The sequence below is a fragment of the Flavobacterium chilense genome (assembly GCF_001602525.1).
GTDB lineage: Bacteria > Bacteroidota > Bacteroidia > Flavobacteriales > Flavobacteriaceae > Flavobacterium > Flavobacterium chilense.
The window spans coordinates 197347-215048 of record NZ_LSYT01000009.1 but is presented as its reverse complement, the minus strand read 5'-3'; the positions used below and the strand labels follow the sequence as shown (position 1 = coordinate 215048).

The following is a 17702-nucleotide window of genomic DNA, read 5'->3' as shown; positions in this document are numbered from 1 at the left end:
GATTACTCCCATTTTGTTTTTTTACTTTTTTTCTCCAGTATACTTTTCACTTTACGTTCTTCCCATTCTTCTCCAAAAATCCTGAATGATGCAAATATGTCAATTGCAGAAACTAAGAAGAAAACCGTCCAAATAGTCATTACAAACAGATTGATATATTTTAAAGGAAAGAAATTAAACGGAACTCCGAAATATTCCTTCAATATAAAAAAGATCACTCCTATAATGTAGACAAACATATGCGAATAAAAAGCCTTCAGTTTAACTACTTTTTTGCTTGCCAATTTTTGAAGTTCAAATTCCTCCAAACCATTATTAAAATTATTTTCCATGATTACTCCCAGGTTGTTTTTTTACCTTCTTTCTCTAAAATTTCTCTAATTTTCCTTTCTTCCCAGTCTTTATCAAAAAATGGCGGAAGGTTAAAAACTGTCAATCCGTGTAAAATCAATCCTATTCCCCAGCCCATCAAACACCAGATAAACCAAAGATATCCCGGAGAAGTCATAATATTCACCACTATCACAATTGGATTTACGAGAAGGTAAACCGTCAAATGTTCATAAAATTCTCTTATTTCTTTTACCTTTTTCTGTGCCTTATAATAACGTTCAGCTTCAGTATAATTTGGTTCCATATATGATTATTTCCAGTTTTTTTGATGCTTTTCTCTTTCCAGAATCTCTCTTATTTTTCGTTCTTCCCAATCTGAGCTATAACCAAAAACTTTAAAAGCATGCATTATAACTCCAAATCCCCAGCCTAAAGCCGAAAACCAAAACCACTGAAATCCAGGAGAATACCTCAAATTTATAAAAATTAAGAATGGAATCACACAACAATATGAAATTACATTTCCATAAAACCCTTTTAATTCTTCTACTCTTTTTTTAGCTCTGAAATAAGCTTTATTTTCATCGCTATATTCTGCACTTGTTTCCATAACTGTAACTTGTTTCGTTAAAATTGGAATTTTAACCGTGAAATTTTTCTCATTTTGTTCGATCACTACTTTTCTGTTGGTTACAATAGCATAACGATTAACAATGTTTTGTAAACCAACTCCTTGTCTGTCCTGTAAAACTTCTTTTTTCTGAAAATCGTTTTGTATTGCCAGATAATCTCCTTCAATAAAAATTCTGATATGCAATGGTTTTTGTTCACTCACCACATTATGCTTTACTGTGTTTTCGAGTAAAAGCTGCAATGATAACGGGACTACTTTTGCATCGGGGTTTATATCTGTTGTTGGCAATTCGTAAAACAAACTATTTTCGAAACGCATTTTCAGCAAATTCATATAGGTTTTAGCAAACGATAATTCATCTTCAACAGAAACGAGTTCTTTATCTTTTTGTTCTAAAACGTAGCGGTAAATTTTAGATAAAGAAGTTGTAAATCGTTGTGCATTATTCGGATTTTCTTCGATTAAAGAACTTAAAACATTTAAACTATTAAAGAGAAAATGTGGATCGATTTGATTTTTTAAACTTTCGAATTTAGCATTTGCTGTTCCTGCAATTATTTTTTGCTGTGTTACTTCAAATTTTGAGGCTTGTTTCCATTTTACCATAAAGCTTCTGGCTTGCAGGAAAGTTGAAACTCCCAGAGATAAAATGATATAGAAAACGTGGTTCCAAATCATTCTGTCGCTAAAAAACTTTTCTATCGGAAGTCCCTGAACCATTACAAAAATGATATAATTGATTCCCAGAACAGCCGGAACGGTATATAAAACTGTTACTAAAATTCCGTAATAGACTCTCAAATTAGTCTGCTCGAGCCAATCCCATTTGCGATCCAGAAGCACACTTAAGAAACCGTTTCCAAAACCAAGTCCGAAAGAATAAAGGCAACTTAAAAAGAATGTCAATAATACATTTTGAATCGTCAGATCGGCACCTAGAAAAGCAGAAAAGATAACTGTAAAGACCATAGAAATCTTGAAACATATTATTGTTCCACTTTTTAAATCAGCAAATGAATTTCTATAGTCTTCCATATTATACAGCTTATATCAGAGTTTTATTTTTTACAGTTTTTTTGCGTTTCAAGAGCTCTTTCTAATCCCCATTTAGGCGAAAAAGGAGTTGCTGGTTTAAAAGTAGCAAAAAGTTCAACAGCTTTATCAATTTGCGCACATAATGGTTTTGTATCTGCACCCGTCCATTTTGCACCACCAATCTGGTAATCAGCCTCACCAAAAACAATTCTTGGATTGTTTGGATCTATTGCTTTACCTTTTGCGTAAGTTTCCATTATTTTAGCTGAATATCTCATTCCGTTAGTCATTGGATCAGCCACAACCCAAGCCGTATAAATTAAAGCCTGCATCGCATAAAGTTCAGCGTTATTCTGATCTTTTATTAATTCTATATCCAATGCATCCTGAGCTTTAGTCAATAACAAATCAATTTTTGTTTTGTCTTTTTCACTAAATGCTGATGTAGTGTTGATTAAGGCTACATAATAATTTGGCAAATAACTTGTTTTGTCTGCCGCTGCAATTCTTTCGAACAATGCCGAAGCCTCAGTATTTTTCCCTTCTTTCCAAAGCCCAAAAGCTTTTCCCATTCCTTGCTCAAACTGCGTTTGTGCTGATAATAAACTGCAAATAAATAATGTAATCATTGTAATAGTCTTGGTCATGATTTCTTGTTTTTTAAGTTGTTAATTTTTTAAGTTACTAAAATTTTGAGATTCTAAATCTCTAAGTTTTGTTATTGATGATTAAAACTCTTTTTGTTTTAAGTTGCTAAGTATCTATTTTTTCCTTGTTGTTCAGAACCTTAGCATCTTATTATTGTATTTCAAAAGTATATTAGTTTTTACGCTTTAAAAATTAAATAATACTGAGTTGTTGATTTTGATGACTGAATTGTTTTTTTTAAGGTTCTAAGATTCTGAGTCGCTAAGGTCCTAAGCTTTTTTCTTAGCATCTTAGAACCTTAGTAACTTAGTATCTATAAATTTTTCAACTGATTCTCATTTTTATTCTGGCTGATTGTCCAGAAGAAGCCTACGAAGAAAAATCGGTCTGCGGTTGGTACAACAGCTTGTCTTTGGTAAACTCCGCTTGCATCCGGTACTCTGGCATAATCGTATCCAAAAACATTTTGAGTTCCTAATACATTTGAAACAGAGAAATACAGAATTTTTTGAGTGGTTAGTAAATATGCCCAGTTAAAGCTTAAATTGTTGTATGATTTTGTTTTTCCGTTCATAAATTGTGTCTGATTCGGGTCATTATATGGACGTCCGGAGCTGTAACTGTTTGTGAAACCAATTTGCGATCTCCAGTCTGTGATAAAATATTTAGTTACAACAGATAAACTATGGTTGGCAATAAAACTTGGAGTTGCCATGGTTGGATAATTCTTGTACAATCTTTCAGAATCGATATAAGAATATGAAATCCAATATTCTAAATTTTTATACAAATTGCTGTCTCTCCAATATAATTCTAATCCTTTTGCATAACCTGAGCCGTTGTTGTTGAAAACTGAATTGTATTGAATATCTCTTGTATTATACTCCACCAAATTGCTGTAATCTTTATAATAAAGATCTGCTCTAAAGATTTGTCCCGGTTTTGTAAACTGGTAATTCAAAATATAATGTCTTGCTTTTTCACTTTCAAACTGATGGTATTTAGAATACTTAATATAATCAACAACAGGAGTTTGAGAGAAATCACCATATGCAAAAGAAAGCTGGCTGGTTTTTGAAAATTTGTAGGCAATTGAAGCTCTTGGTGCAATTTTAGTTTCGTCTAATAAACTATTGTTAGAAAGTCTGAATCCTACTTTCATTGCCAGATTTTTTGAGAACAAAATATCTCCCTCTGTATAAAGAGCCGCGATATTAGAGTCGTAACCGTTTGCAACTTTTATCGAAACATTATCATTAAAGTTCTCATTGAATTTAGTAGCAAAATAATCTGCTCCAAACGATAATTTAAAATAGTTAGAAATATTTTTTCTCAATTTAAATTTTAGCTGAGCTGCATTTTCGTTACTATCGACGTCATTAATGTCGTATTTAAGTTTGTTTTTGCTATACCCGTAACTAATTCCTGTGGTAAGTTGCCAGCCGGTTCCAAAATCTCCTTTGTAAGACGCATTCAGATAAAAATTATTATTGTCTAAATCTGTTCTGATTGGATTTGCAAAATTTACGTTTTTCTGATTTAAGTCAAATTTTTCCGCATCAAAAGCAGCGTATAATTTAAAAATTCCTCTTTCAAAATGATAACGATAAACGGCTTCTCCCCCCAATGACTGATAAGGATTATTCCAGTCTACATTTTGAGGAATCAAAGCCTGATAAGGTGCCAGATTAACATAATTCGTATTGATACTAAACGAACTTTTTTTCCATTTTTGTGTATTTCCAACACCTAAACCTACAGACATTAAACCAATATCTGTTTTATTATGGTCTGCTTCATCTTGTGTGTTCAATAATAAAACGCTTGATAAGGCTTCACCATATTCAGCAGAATAACCTCCGGTAGAAAAAGAGATTCCGCTAAACAAAAAAGGAGAGAATCTGCTTCGTGTTGGCAAATTATTCGTAGTAGCACCGTAAGGTTGTGCTACACGAAGTCCATCAACAAAAGTCTGTGTTTCGCTGGCTTCACCTCCACGAACAAACAAACGTCCATCTTCACCAACAGTTTGGGTTCCCGGTAAAGTTTGCAAAGCAGCAATTATATTTCCTGCAGAACCCGCAGTGGTTACAATATCAAGAGGTTTTAAAACCGAAACTCTTGCTTTATCACCAGATTCTAATGTTCCGGCAGTAATTACAACCGCATCAAGCGCATTTACATTTTCTCTTAGTTTAACAGTCTGATCTTTAAAATTCGTTACATCAATTTCTTTTTTGAATGTTTCATAAAGTAAAAAACTCACTACTAATGTTTTGTTTCCTGTTTCAGATGTTTCAAAAGAAAAGTCTCCTGTTTCAGAACTTGTAGCTCCATCGTAAGTTCCGTCTATATAAATATTGGCTCCCGGAACCGGTTTTCCTTTTTGATCCAGAACTTTTCCGGAAATGACATTCTGGGCAAAAGTAAAAGTGCTTAGTAGTAATAAAATAAAAGTAATCTTGGTTTTCATGATATTGGTTTTTGATGGAGCAAATGTATTTTAACATTTCCTGTTAAAAAATATATAATAACCCAATTGTAGAATTTCGAGGATGAGTTGTAAAATACTTTATTTGTATATTAGCTTTTGAATTCCAAAATCATTGAATATGTCAGAAAGTAAAAGAGTTTCTAATCTGTATCAATCCATTTACAATGGAAATCCGTGGCTTGAAGTTACCTTGGCTCATACCTTAGAGAATGTAACGGCAGAACAGGCTTACAGAAAAATAAACCCAAAATTAAATACCATTTGGGAAATTGTCAATCATCTCATACAATGGAGAAGGAATATTTTAAGACGTGTTCAGGGCGAAACAATTATCACTCCGGATCATAATTATTTTGTACCGGTTCTGGATTCATCTGAAGCTGCCTGGGAACAATCACTTCAAAATCTGGCAAAATCACAAGAATTATGGAGTGCCTGTCTGAATGATTTTAATGATGCCGATTTCGAGAAAATAGATCAAAATAACAATCATAATTTTTATGAAGATATTCACGGAATCATTCAGCACGACGTTTATCATTTGGGACAAATTGTAATTTTGAAAAAACTTCTCTAAACGGTTGAAATGAAGAACATAGAGAAATTACAAAATTTACTTCCTTTAGGATACCTTTTTCTTATACTTTTAGGGATAACAAAAGAAAGCATATTCTATTATCAAATTGGAATAAACATTATTAGATATTCCTCTATTATGGATATTTTAATTAGTCCAATAGCGGCAGCTACTTCGCATCCTGTATTTTTTTTAACGATACTAATATTGTTTGTTTTTTATTATAATCTTCCTAAAATATTGCTCAGAAACGAAAATAAAAAGTGGATACATAATATTTTTGGTGTAAAAAGCAATCCTGAATTGCAAGCGTTATCAGAAAACGAAAGATTGGAATATTATAACACAACTTCAATAAAATCTCTTGGTGCTTTTTTAATCTCTGTTTTTTTAGGATATGGACTTGCCGACGGAAAATCGACATCTAACCAAATAAAAAACAATAAATTACACTATGATTACAAGTTAAATTACAGTGACGAAAAATCCGAAAACGTGTACATAATTGGCTCCAATACTTCCTACTATTTTTATACAACAGAAGGGAGTCCAATCATTAAAATTGCTCCTTTAGGAGCTATTAAGAATCTGGAATTAATAAAAAACAGAATGCTGGATCAATAACAATTAACCTGATTTTAAGATGAAAAAAATACTACTTTCAATTATAGCTCTTTTGCTATATAACTTTGGATTCTCACAGGAAAGTGAAACAAAATTTGATGAAAATCTGGCAAAGTCGCTACATGCCGATGATTATGGAATGAAGAAATATGTTTTTTGTCTTTTGAAATCAGGAACAAATACAACTGCTTCAAAAGAAGAATCTAAAAAATTGTTTGAAGGTCATATGGCAAATATTAATAAATTGGCGCAAGAAGGAAAACTGGTTGTTGCAGGACCTTTTATGAAGAATGATCGAAATTACCGTGGTATTTATATTTTTAATGTAGAAACAATCGAAGAAGCAAAAGCTCTCGTTGCCACAGATCCCGCTATAAAAGCCAACCTACTTGAAGCCGAATTAACGCCCTGGTATTCCAGCGCTGCTTTACAGGAGACTTCAAAAATTCATGAAAAAATTGCCAGGAAGAAAATGTAATACATTAATATGAAAACAGAAAAAGAAAAAATGATCAGTGGTGAGTATTATATTGCGGGTGATCCGGTTTTGGTAAAAGATCGCCGAAGAGCAAAAAATCTACTCCACCGATTAAATGTAACAGAATATCGCTTAACCAAAAAAGCAAAAGAAATTCTAAAAGAATTAATTCCAAACACAGGAAAAGGATTTTACATTGAGCCTCCGTTTCATTGTGATTATGGTTATAATATTTTTTGTGGTGAGAATGTTTATTTTAATGTAAACTGTGTTGTACTGGATTGTGCTCCTGTAAATATTGGATCGAATGTATTTATTGCTCCAAATGTTCAGATTTATACTGCCTCTCATCCGCTTGATGCAGAACTAAGAAAATCACTTGAAAATGCTTATCCGGTTACCATTGGAGACGACTGCTGGATTGGTGGAAATTCTGTTATCTGTCCGGGTGTAACCATTGGAAAAGGCTGTGTTATTGGAGCCGGATCTGTGGTAACAAAAGACATTCCGGAAAACTCGCTGGCAGTTGGAAATCCGGCAAAAGTAATTCGTAAATTAAATCAGGAACCTGAATCTAAATCATAATGCTTACCTTAAATAAAGTTCATCATATTGCTATTTTATGTTCTGATTATCAAAAATCAAAAGCTTTTTATACAGAAGTTTTGGGCTTAACCATTATCAGAGAAATTTACCGTGAAGAGCGTCAGTCTTATAAATTAGATTTGGCTTTGAATGGTATTTATGTAGTCGAATTGTTTTCGTTCCCCAATCCGCCGCAAAGACCTTCCAGACCTGAAGCTGTTGGACTGCGTCATTTGGCATTTGAAGTCATCAATTTAGAAGAAACAATTGCTTTTTTAGACACAAAAAATATCGAATCAGAGCCTATCAGAATCGATGAAACGACCGAAAAACGTTTCACCTTTATTGCTGATCCTGATTTATTGCCTATTGAGTTTTATGAAAGATAAGACGGAAAAGGTTAATCTCGCAAAGTCGCGAAGACGCAAAGCTTTTTTTAAGACACTGCCTAAAAAGATTTAAAGATTTATCTCTCGCAGATTGGGCAGATTATGGAGATTATTTCTTTTCCTTTTTTATCAAACCTGCTCAATCTGTCAAATTTGTGAGAACAAAAAACTTTGCGTCTTCGCACCTTTGTGGGAAAACCACAACTGAACGAATTTTCTTGTTTATATCGATTTTAACACACTAAATTAAAGATTTCCTATAAAAAACCGAATTTGATACTTAATTTTGTAATCCGCATAAAACAATGCGGCACTACAAATTTACTTCTGATGAACAAAACGGCGAAAATCAAAAAAAATCATCAATTCATTGTCCTTCAAAAATTAGTTATTGTTTCTGTTTTAATTGGCTTTCTTTCTGCCTTTTTAGGAATATCACTAAAAAAAATTACAGAGTATTACGAAGAAATCTTCTTTCATGAAGTTTCGGTTCACCCTTTATTTTATATCATTTTTCCGGTTTTCGGATTGTCTGTAATTTATTTTCTAAGACAATATCTTTTTAAGAAAAAAGAAAACAAAGGAATTAAAGAAGTATTTGAAAGCACAAAATCGAAATCAAAAAACCTGCCTTCTTATAAAATTCCGTCACATTTTATAAACGGATTAATTACGGTTGTTTTTGGTGGGTCAACAGGAATCGAAGTTTCAACTGTTGTAGCTACAGCAACCATTGGTTCAGTAGCTCATGAAAAAGAAAATGTCTTTCGTAAATATAAAACGGAACTAATATGTGCGGGAGTGGCTGCGGGAGTTACAGCCCTTTTTAGCAGTCCGATTGCAGGAATTTTATTTGCTTTCGAAGTTATTTCACGAAAAGTTACCCGTGCTTTTGTTATTTCAAATGTGATTGCGGTTTCGATTGCTTTTGGTTTGCTTTCAATTTTAAAAGAAGAACCTTTGTTTGCTGTTTCTATTACAACCTGGCATTTAAAAGCAATTCCATATTTTATTCTTCTTGGAATTTTAGCCGGAATGAACTCGGTTTACTTAACACGTTGTGTATTGTTTTTCAAATCACAATTCGGAAAAATAGATACGCATTATTACAAAATCATAATTGGATCTGCCATTTTAAGTATTTCACTATTTATTTTCCCTCAATTGTATGGAGAAGGTTATCATGCCATAAAAGGTATTTTTGGAAATTCGGCAGAAATTCCTTTAACTATAACACTGGCTTTGACTTTCATCGGAATTTTAATCCTGAAACCAATTGTAACTTCTGTAACCTTAGCTTCAGGCGGTGACGGTGGTGTTTTTGCTCCAAGTCTTTTTATTGGTGCATTTTTAGGATTATTACTGGCATCCATTTTAAATACCTTTTTTCAGGTTCATGTAATTCCGGTTAACTTTATGGTTATTGGGATGGCAGCTGTTCTGAGTGCCAGTATTCATGCTCCGTTTACGGCTATATTTTTAGTCTGCGGTTTAACAAATGATTATACCTTGTTTTTACCCATTCTTGTAGTATGCCTGATTTCAAAATATACTGCCAAAACAATTTATCCTTATACTGTATATAGTTATTCCCCAAGTTTAACAAAATAGAAAATGTTTCCGCTGTTGATTAAATTCGATTCAGCATAAAATACCACAACGAATATTAAAATACTTATGCCTGTTCAAAAAATAAAAAGAGGTTACCGCAAAACACGTTATATTCTTTATAAAGAAACCTTAATCAATTATAAAGAACATTTTTGGTCATTTCTAGGATCATTTGTTGGTATCGGAATTCTCTCTTATCTTGAATCCATCCATTTTAGAGGCAGCGATGTTGTTTATTTAATTGGTTCTTTTGGAGCTTCGAGTGTTTTAATTTATGGTATCATTCAAAGCCCGTTTTCCCAGCCCAGAAATTTGGTTGGAGGTCATTTAATTTCGGCCTTTATAGGTGTTACTGTAAATAAGCTCGTACCGGATATTGTCTGGATCTCTGCTCCTCTTGCTGTTTCTCTTTCTATTATTTTCATGCAGATTACCAAAACACTGCATCCGCCAGGTGGCGCAACTGCTCTTATTGCCGTTACAGGTTCAGCGCAAATAAAAGGTTTAGGCTATATGTATGTGATTTCGCCTGTATTAATTGGTGTTCTTATTTTACTTATAACTGCTTTAATCTTTAACAATATGACCTCAAGCAGAAGTTATCCAAGCCACAGTACATACCATAAACATTATCATAAAATACGAAAGCGATTAACCGGGAAGTAATGTCTTCATTTACGTTTCGCTTATCAGGCTGAGCGAAGTCGAAGCCCAATTTTAATTTGCCAGCCTTTGACTTCGGTCAGGATGACAATCGTATTTTTAAAGCTTATTTTTTTCTTCTTAAAATCTTTTCAACAAATCGTAATTCACAATTCGTATTTCATTTTTTATATTTTACCTTTGACCTCTCAATAAAAACAAAGATTATGGTTTATAAATTTAGAGTAATTCTAGACGCCGAAGAAGATATTTTTAGAGACATTGCAATTCTTGAAGACGATACTCTTGAGGATTTACACAATGCCATCTTCAACGCTTTTGGTTTTGACGGAATGGAAGTAGCTTCGTTTTATACTTGTGATGAAACATGGAACCAAGAAGACGAAATTCCGCTTTTTGATACTGGTGATGTTCCGGGTGAGCAAAGAACTATGGGCGATTATCCATTATCTTCGATCTTAGACAAGGAAAACACTAAAATTATCTATGTCTACGATTTTATCAATATGTGGACTTTCTTAGTTGAACTTGCTGCTATCGAAGAGCAATCTGTTGGAGCAATTTATCCGGAAACTTTATTCTCTCATGGAGAAATGCCAGACGAAGCTCTTGAAAAAAACTTCGAAGCAGATGATATGCACAACGATATCTACGGCGAATTTGAAGATGATCTGGATGAAGATGATCTGGATATGTTTGAAGGCGACGACAGCTTTGAAGATTACGGTTTTGAGGAGAATTGGAATTAGTTTTAAAGTTGCTAAGGTTCTGAGATACTAAGGTTCTAAGTTTTTTATATTGAAAGTTTTTTCTTATTTTTAGTTTTCGAAATTAAAAATATTAAACATGAGCAATTTTAGAAGTCTGCTTATATGGCAGAAATCAATGACCTTGACAACTAAGATTTATTTTTCAACAAACTCTTTTCCAAAAGAAGAAATTTTCGGATTAACTTCACAAATTAGACGTAGTTCAGTTTCTATTCCCAGCAATATTGCCGAAGGATTTGGACGAGAAAGCGATAAAGATCTTTTACGCTTTTTAAATATTTCTGTTGGGTCTTTATTTGAAATGCAGACTCAATTAGAAATCGCAAAAAATATATCGTATTTAAAAGAAGACGATTTTAATAACCTATATGAGGACAGCCGCGAAGTAGAAAGAATGTTAGTTTCTTTTATCAAAAAGATAAAAGACAGAAACTAAACCTTAGTATCTTAGCATCTTAGAACCTCAGCACCTAAAAAAAATGATCAACTTATTCAACACCCACATCGAGACGCTTGCGATACACCGCGTAGGAAACAAAAGCAGAAACGAAGCTATTTTTTTATCAGAACAGCCATTTAATCTAAATGATGAAATTGTGCCTCTGATAAAAGAGTACTTTTTTAAACCTTTTAGAGAAAAAGAAGAAAACTATTATCAGTTTGCACACGAAGTGGACTTGGATTACAACGATATGTTTAAATATGCTTCTGAGCTTTTTGATAATCCTGCGAATGCCCAGGAAATTTCAAAAAAAATCACCAGACACTTATATGAGCAGTCGAATCATCCGCACATTAAAAACGGAGAGGTTTATGTAACGTATCTGACCAACTTAAGTATTGATAATAATGTTGTTGATGCTATTGGAATTTTTAAAAGTGAGTTACAGGCTGACTTTTTACAATTTGAAGAAAAAGACAGCAACCTTGAAATGATTTTACAACAAGGAATCAACCTGAGTAAACTGGATAAAGGATGCTTAATTTTTAACTATAAAAAAGAAGAAGGATATAAAATCCTGACTGTAGACAGTAACCGTTACGATGCCCGTTATTGGTTAGAGCACTTTTTATCTGTTGATGCTTTTGAAGATGAAAACTTCATCACTAAAAAATATTTAAAATTCTGCCAAAACTTCGCAAAAGATGTGGTTTTACCAGCAGAAGACAAGAAAGAAGAAGTAATGTTCATGAACAGATCTGTGAATTATTTCGCTAAAAACGATCAGTTTGAAGAACAAAATTTCTTAAATGAAGTATTAGATAATCCTGACTTAATTCCTGAATTTAAAAACTATAAAGTTGATAAAGGAGAAAAATACAGCATCGAAGATGTAACCTCATTTCCAATTGCCAACTCAGCAGTTTCTGATGCCAGAAAATCGATTAAAAACGTAATTAATCTGGACACACACATTCAGATTAAAATGGATTTTATCAATCCTGAAAGTGCAGAAAAATTTGTTGAAAAAGGCTGGGATGAAGAAAAACAAATGTATTACTACTTAGTGTATTTCAATAAAGAAGAAAAAAGCTAAGAGTCATTCATTTTCTATTACTTACTTACTAAAACAAAAAATGGCAGTTACATCTTGTAATTGCCATTTTTTATTGGAATAGTTTCCACATTGCTATAAAATAGAGAATACTGCTTTTACAATATCATCATAAACCTGTTTATCTCTTTCTCCAGTGCGTGCCAAAACCCTAATTCCGGAATAATTGTTAAAAATAAACCGGGCTAAAACTCTTGCATCCTGCTGTTTTGAAATATGACCGGCTTCCTGCCCTTTCTTAACTGCATTAGTAAAAACTTCTTCCATTGTCTTACTGTTATCTTTTACAATTTTTGCAATTTCTTCATCATGCATCGCCAGTTCTACTGACGAATTGGTCATAAAACAGCCTTTTGTAATTCTGTCTTCCAAACTTTCTATAACAGCCTGTTTAAAAAGATCATGCAATGTTTTTTTGACATTTTCAGATTTCTCCAAAAGATCTTTTACTGCATCCTGCGCTTGTTTTTGGTAGCGCAACAGAGATTTTGAAAACAGTTTTTGCTTATCACCAAAAGTATCATACAAACTCGAACGGCTCAATCCTAAATGCGTTACCAAATCCTGAGCAGATGTTCCGTTGTAACCTTTATGCCAAAAAATTTCAATTGCTTTATCTAAAGCCTGCTCTTCATTAAATTCTTTCGTTCTAGCCATGATATCAAAATTAAATTTTAAACAAAGGTAATAATTTAACGGAACAATCGTTCCTGAATTAGTCAAAAAAATTATACAACCGCGTTTACAGTAAGTCCGCCATCAACCACGATTTCGGTTCCAGTAATAAATGATGAATCATCTGAAGCTAAAAACGCAACTGTTTTTGCAATTTCTGAAGATTGAGCAAAACGTTTCAACAGGATCTTTTCACCAAGAACAGTTCCAAATCCTTCAACTTCTTCTTTTTGTAAACCTAATTTTCCATAAAGCGGTGTTTCAACAGGACCAGGAGAAACAGCGTTTACCCTGATTTTTCTAGGTGCTAATTCTACTGCAAATACTTTATTAAAAGATAAAACTGCTGCTTTGCTTGCTGCATAAACACTTGAATTTGGCATTCCAACATGAGCATTTATAGAAGTATTAAAAATAATAGAAGCCCCGTCATTTAAAATTGGCAGTAATTTTTGAACAGTAAAATAAACGCCTTTAGTATTCACATTCATAATACTGTCATAATGATCTTCCGGAGCAGATTCCATCGGAGAAAAAGAGGCAATTCCGGCATTTAAGAATACGATATCAATTTTACCAAATTTTGCTTTTACTTCTTCTACCAAATGATCAATTGATTTTAAGTCTGATTGATCTGCAACAATTCCGGTAACGTTCAATTCCGTTTCGGCTTTCGCCAAAGCTTCTTTGTTTCTTCCTGTTACAATTACTTTTGCTCCTTTTGCGGCTAATTCAGCTGCGGCTGCATAACCAATTCCGCTGTTTCCACCTGTTACAATAGCTACTTTGTTTTCTAAATTTTTCATTTTATTTGTTTTTAAGTTATTGATTATTCAATTATTATGGTACAAAGATATAATAACGGAACGATCGTTCCGTTATTATTAATGTTAATATTTAGTTAAAATAACATTTTCATCAAAAAAGCGCCTGTTAATAAAGGATTTCATCTATTGAACCATAAACGAAAGAAATTACAAAATGTCAATGATTCTTAATTTATGCTTAATTTTGTAATCTAAAAACAAAAAACAGATGGATCGTCTTTTACACAACGAAAGTCCTTTCGAAACGATAATCTCCTTTCATAAATTAATTGAGTCATTTGAAGAAATTGCTTTATCTGATGTAGATTACCGCTCAAATTATGCCAAAGCTATTTTAAAAGAGGTCGAAGCATATCCGGAATTCAGAACCGGAATCAGTGATTACAGCACTATTAAAAACAATGCTGCTTTAATCAAAAATATAGTAGCTGACTTATTTCCTACTGCATTGACTAATAACGAAATAAAAGCGATTACAATTCCGTTTCAGAATCTATCTTTTAACTATACAGAGCGTTTTAAAAAAATACTAAAAAATGCCGGAGACGAATTCTATATGGAAATTCGTGATTTTGATGAGCATCAGTTTTATATCAACAATTGCTGTCTGATTCTCGCCATTTATTACAATCAGAAAATAGATTTCAATAAACCCTTTTTCTATGATATTCCGGATGAAGATGGCGTAGAAAAACATTATCGCATTCTTTATAATGCCGATTTTATGGAAATTACTCCAACTGAAAATGCCGTGCATTTAACTCAGGAAGATATTGACTTATTGATTGACAATTATAATGATATTACACTCTGGAAATCTAAATTCCCTAAAGGAAGCTGGATTTTAAAAGGTTTTGGAATTGTTTCTTTATTTGATGCCACTATAGAAAGTGCTATTTCAAATCTGAAAAGTAATTTACTGAAACCGGATGCCAAAACCGTGGCAACTGATGATATTATTACAAACATTTTTAAATCGATCTTTAAAATTTCTGATTTAAGAGTGGGGTTTATTATTTACAATCCGGAAGAAGAAAAATTTATAAGACCAGTTAAGTTTGACAATCAGCTGCAGAGTTTCTTACTGAAATCTGATCAGGAAGTTGATTGTAAAAATGCTTTTTTTGGATGTTCTTTTGAGAATCTTTTAGACAAAAAAGAGCCTTTGGTAATTTCGAATGTCAAAAAATTCATCGAAGAATCTACTAATAAAAGACTGGGTGAACATTTATTAAAACAAGGTATTCAAAGCTGTGTTTTTGCTCCGGTTATAAAAGACGGACATTTATTGGGTGTTGTTGAATTGGTTTCTGAAAATCCTCGAGAACTAAACAGCGTAAATGCCACAAAGCTCGAATTGATTTTACCTTATTTAACAGACACTATTGATCGCTACAATACAGATATGCAGCATCAGATTGAGGCTATTATTCAGCGGGAATATACTACGATTCACCCAAGTGTTTACTGGAAATTTAAAAAAGAATCTCAAAACTATTTTCAGAATATCAATCATACGAAAGATTATATTTTTAAAGAAATTGTCTTTAAGAATGTATTCCCGTTATACGGACAAATCGATATTAAGAGTTCATCTGAACATCGAAATGAAACGGTAAAAATTGATTTAAAAAATCAGCTTTCGGCTTTATTGGAAATCTTTAACAATCAGAAACCCAATTCAAATCTGGTTCTTTTAGAACAGAGAAAATTTGAACTGGAATCACTTCGAAATGAATTAGATTTTCCATTAAAGGCAGATACTGAACAGCATATTCAGCGTTATATCGAAGAAGAAATTCATCCGATATTAAAAAACACTAAAGAAAATGCTAAAAATCAAAAGCTGGAAGAATTGTACTTTGAAACTCTTGATGAAAAAACAGGCATGTTTTATCAGGAAAGAAAGAAATTCGACAATGCAATGTCTATTATCAATAAAAGGCTTGCTTCGGTTTTAGATAAAAAACAAGTTGAGGCACAACAAATCTATCCGCATTATTATGAGCGTTTTAAAACAGATGGTGTAGAGCACAATTTATATATTGGTGCTTCGATTTCGCCAACTAAACCATTTGATATTATGTATCTGCACAACTTGCGTTTATGGCAGTTGCAAACGTTATGCGAAATGGAATTAGAACATCATCAGCTAAAAGAATCACTGCCGTATGAATTGGACGTGACTTCATTGATTTTGGTTTTCAGTTCCCCGCTTTCTATTCGTTTCAGAATGGATGAAAAACGCTTTGATGTTGACGGAACTTATAATGCGAGATACGAAGTCGTGAAAAAACGAATCGACAAAGCGAACATTAAAGGAACTAATGAACGAATTACCGAAAAAGAAAAAATTACGATTGTTTATTCGCAAAACAGCGAAGAAGCAGAATATTTAAAATACATAAAATATTTGCAGCACACGAAAGTTCTTGAACCATCGATTGAACAATTTGAGGTCGAAGATCTTCAGGGTGTTTCCGGCTTAAGAGCAATTCGCGTAAAAGTGATTAATAATACCGGAAATCCAACGGCTAAAAAAATAACTTATCAGGATTTATTAGATGAGCTCAACTAAAAGTTGAGCTTTTTTTTAAACTAAATGTATTTCAACAGATAGGGATTAAATCGATTTAAATGCTATAACAAATGCAATTACGGTAATAATAATTCCCACCATAAAAAAGTTATACGCTATTCGTAGTAAATTGTATTTTCGCTGCAAAACCAATCCCAGATAATACAAATCTTTAATCATATTCGAATACAGATAATCGCGGTCTTTCATCATTTCGTTCATGGCCCAATCGTATTCTTCTAAAGGCATTTTATAGAAATTTCCAAAAAACAATAAATTAATCTTTTTGTTCTCAATATCTTCTCTTGTAAAAACTCCCGAAGTAACTTTTGGACGTGTAGAAAGGATAGCAAAAATTATGGTAATCACGCTTGACATTAGCATAATAAAAGTTGGAATGACCAAATGTGCATTTTTTGGACTGTCGAGTTTTGGAATAATCGAAGACAATGCAATCGAAATAATAATAGCATTTACAGACAATAAAATATTCGCTTTACTATCGGCAATTCCGCTTAAACGAGTGTGATTTCCAAGTGTAACACGAAATAATGTATCAACACCTCGATCCGGTTTTTCGATTTTTTCGTTCTTTTTATTTTCTTTTTCTATGGCTTCAGCAGCTTTCAATTCTTGTTTGTTGATTTTTTTCTGAATCAAAAGGAGGTTTTTTTCTTTTAATGGCTGCCATTTTTTTAAAGCATAATCAGTATAAAATCGATGTTTGTTCAATAAAAAATTCAGATTCTCTTTTGTCCATTCGGCATTAGAAAACGCAGCAATTCCGGTATTTTTGAGTTCAAGACGCAGTAATTCGCAGGTTGTAACATATTCTGTTCCCATCAAATGTGCATAATCTGCATCTTTTATAATTTTTTCCAAATGCGTTTTAGGCTCGTATTCTTTGGCTGTAGCCAAAATCAAATTCGAAACTTCTGCAATAAACTCTTCTGACTGGTCTTTTTTTCTTAAAAAATCAGCAGCAATTTTTACGCTTGTTTTTTCATGGTTTTCATAACCTTCAACATATCCGGTATCGTGAAACCAGGCTGCAACCAAAAGTGCCTGCTTATCATCGCCACTTACCTCTTCTTTTTTACACAGCTCTTTGACCGCAGTAACTACGGTTAAAGTATGGTTAAAATTATGGTAAGAATATAAACTAGAAAGTTTATCTTTGAGTAAATTACTGACGAAATCCTCGGATTGTTCTATTAGATTCATA

The 17702-nt window shown here is 32.8% G+C and carries 19 protein-coding genes; 11 read left to right on the top strand and 8 right to left on the bottom strand.

What is annotated here, in order from left to right:
* Positions 1–2: 2 nt before the first annotated feature.
* From A4F88_RS20185 to A4F88_RS20165, 5 genes are all read right to left on the bottom strand, one after another.
* Complete coding sequence (locus A4F88_RS20185) at positions 3–332, bottom strand: 2TM domain-containing protein (RefSeq protein ID WP_068844565.1); 330 nt, start codon at positions 330–332, stop codon at positions 3–5.
* Between the two features lie 2 nt (positions 333–334).
* Entirely contained in the window at positions 335–637 is a 303-nt protein-coding gene (locus A4F88_RS20180; RefSeq protein ID WP_068844564.1) for a 2TM domain-containing protein, read from the bottom strand.
* A 6-nt stretch (positions 638–643) separates the two neighbouring features.
* A complete protein-coding gene (locus A4F88_RS20175) occupies positions 644–2002 on the bottom strand; it encodes a 2TM domain-containing protein (protein ID WP_068844563.1) in 1359 nt (452 codons plus the stop codon).
* A gap of 23 nt (positions 2003–2025) precedes the next feature.
* A complete protein-coding gene (locus tag A4F88_RS20170; RefSeq protein WP_068844562.1) occupies positions 2026–2649 on the bottom strand; it encodes a hypothetical protein in 624 nt (207 codons plus the stop codon).
* Positions 2650–2963: 314 nt separating this feature from the next.
* Positions 2964–5123, bottom strand: a complete 2160-nt coding sequence (locus tag A4F88_RS20165) for a TonB-dependent receptor (protein ID WP_068844561.1) — start codon at positions 5121–5123, stop codon at positions 2964–2966.
* A gap of 139 nt (positions 5124–5262) precedes the next feature.
* On the opposite strand from A4F88_RS20165, the gene A4F88_RS20160 reads away from it, so the two are divergent.
* The 10 genes from A4F88_RS20160 to A4F88_RS20115 all read left to right on the top strand — a co-directional run bounded on the left by A4F88_RS20160 (position 5263) and on the right by A4F88_RS20115 (position 12379).
* Positions 5263–5721: a DinB family protein gene (locus tag A4F88_RS20160; protein WP_068844560.1), complete on the top strand. Its 459-nt coding sequence runs from the start codon at positions 5263–5265 to the stop codon at positions 5719–5721.
* Between the two features lie 9 nt (positions 5722–5730).
* On the top strand, positions 5731–6345 hold the full coding sequence (locus A4F88_RS20155) for a hypothetical protein (RefSeq protein WP_068844559.1): 615 nt from the start codon (positions 5731–5733) through the stop codon (positions 6343–6345).
* A 19-nt stretch (positions 6346–6364) separates the two neighbouring features.
* Positions 6365–6823, top strand: a complete 459-nt coding sequence (locus tag A4F88_RS20150) for a YciI family protein (protein ID WP_068844558.1) — start codon at positions 6365–6367, stop codon at positions 6821–6823.
* Positions 6824–6832: 9 nt separating this feature from the next.
* On the top strand, positions 6833–7408 hold the full coding sequence (locus A4F88_RS20145) for a sugar O-acetyltransferase (protein WP_068844557.1): 576 nt from the start codon (positions 6833–6835) through the stop codon (positions 7406–7408).
* Positions 7408–7797 carry an SMU1112c/YaeR family gloxylase I-like metalloprotein gene (gloA2, locus tag A4F88_RS20140; RefSeq protein WP_068844556.1) on the top strand — a complete coding sequence of 130 codons (390 nt, stop codon included), beginning with the start codon at positions 7408–7410 and terminating at the stop codon, positions 7795–7797. Before A4F88_RS20145 ends, gloA2 begins: the two co-directional genes overlap by 1 nt.
* Before the next feature lie 330 nt (positions 7798–8127).
* Positions 8128–9408: a chloride channel protein gene (locus A4F88_RS20135; protein WP_068844555.1), complete on the top strand. Its 1281-nt coding sequence runs from the start codon at positions 8128–8130 to the stop codon at positions 9406–9408.
* 66 nt (positions 9409–9474) lie between these two features.
* A complete protein-coding gene (locus A4F88_RS20130) occupies positions 9475–10074 on the top strand; it encodes an HPP family protein (protein WP_068844554.1) in 600 nt (199 codons plus the stop codon).
* A 203-nt stretch (positions 10075–10277) separates the two neighbouring features.
* Positions 10278–10820, top strand: a complete 543-nt coding sequence (locus tag A4F88_RS20125; protein WP_068844657.1) for an IS1096 element passenger TnpR family protein — start codon at positions 10278–10280, stop codon at positions 10818–10820.
* 97 nt (positions 10821–10917) lie between these two features.
* Positions 10918–11277, top strand: coding sequence for a four helix bundle protein (locus tag A4F88_RS20120; RefSeq protein ID WP_068844553.1), 360 nt, complete (start codon positions 10918–10920; stop codon positions 11275–11277).
* 43 nt (positions 11278–11320) lie between these two features.
* Positions 11321–12379, top strand: coding sequence for a nucleoid-associated protein (locus A4F88_RS20115; RefSeq protein ID WP_068844552.1), 1059 nt, complete (start codon positions 11321–11323; stop codon positions 12377–12379).
* 93 nt (positions 12380–12472) lie between these two features.
* On the opposite strand, the gene A4F88_RS20110 is transcribed toward A4F88_RS20115, so the two are convergent.
* Entirely contained in the window at positions 12473–13054 is a 582-nt protein-coding gene (locus A4F88_RS20110; RefSeq protein WP_068844551.1) for a TetR/AcrR family transcriptional regulator, read from the bottom strand.
* A gap of 71 nt (positions 13055–13125) precedes the next feature.
* Positions 13126–13878, bottom strand: coding sequence for an SDR family oxidoreductase (locus A4F88_RS20105; RefSeq protein ID WP_068844550.1), 753 nt, complete (start codon positions 13876–13878; stop codon positions 13126–13128).
* A 229-nt stretch (positions 13879–14107) separates the two neighbouring features.
* On the opposite strand from A4F88_RS20105, the gene A4F88_RS20100 reads away from it, so the two are divergent.
* Positions 14108–16477, top strand: coding sequence for a GAF domain-containing protein (locus A4F88_RS20100; RefSeq protein WP_068844549.1), 2370 nt, complete (start codon positions 14108–14110; stop codon positions 16475–16477).
* Positions 16478–16522: 45 nt separating this feature from the next.
* Here the strand turns inward: A4F88_RS20100 and A4F88_RS20095 are convergent, their stop codons facing one another.
* The gene (locus A4F88_RS20095) at positions 16523–17701 is read right to left on the bottom strand and encodes a Pycsar system effector family protein (protein WP_068844548.1); all 1179 of its coding nucleotides are present in this window, start codon (positions 17699–17701) and stop codon (positions 16523–16525) included.
* Position 17702 lies beyond the last annotated feature (1 nt).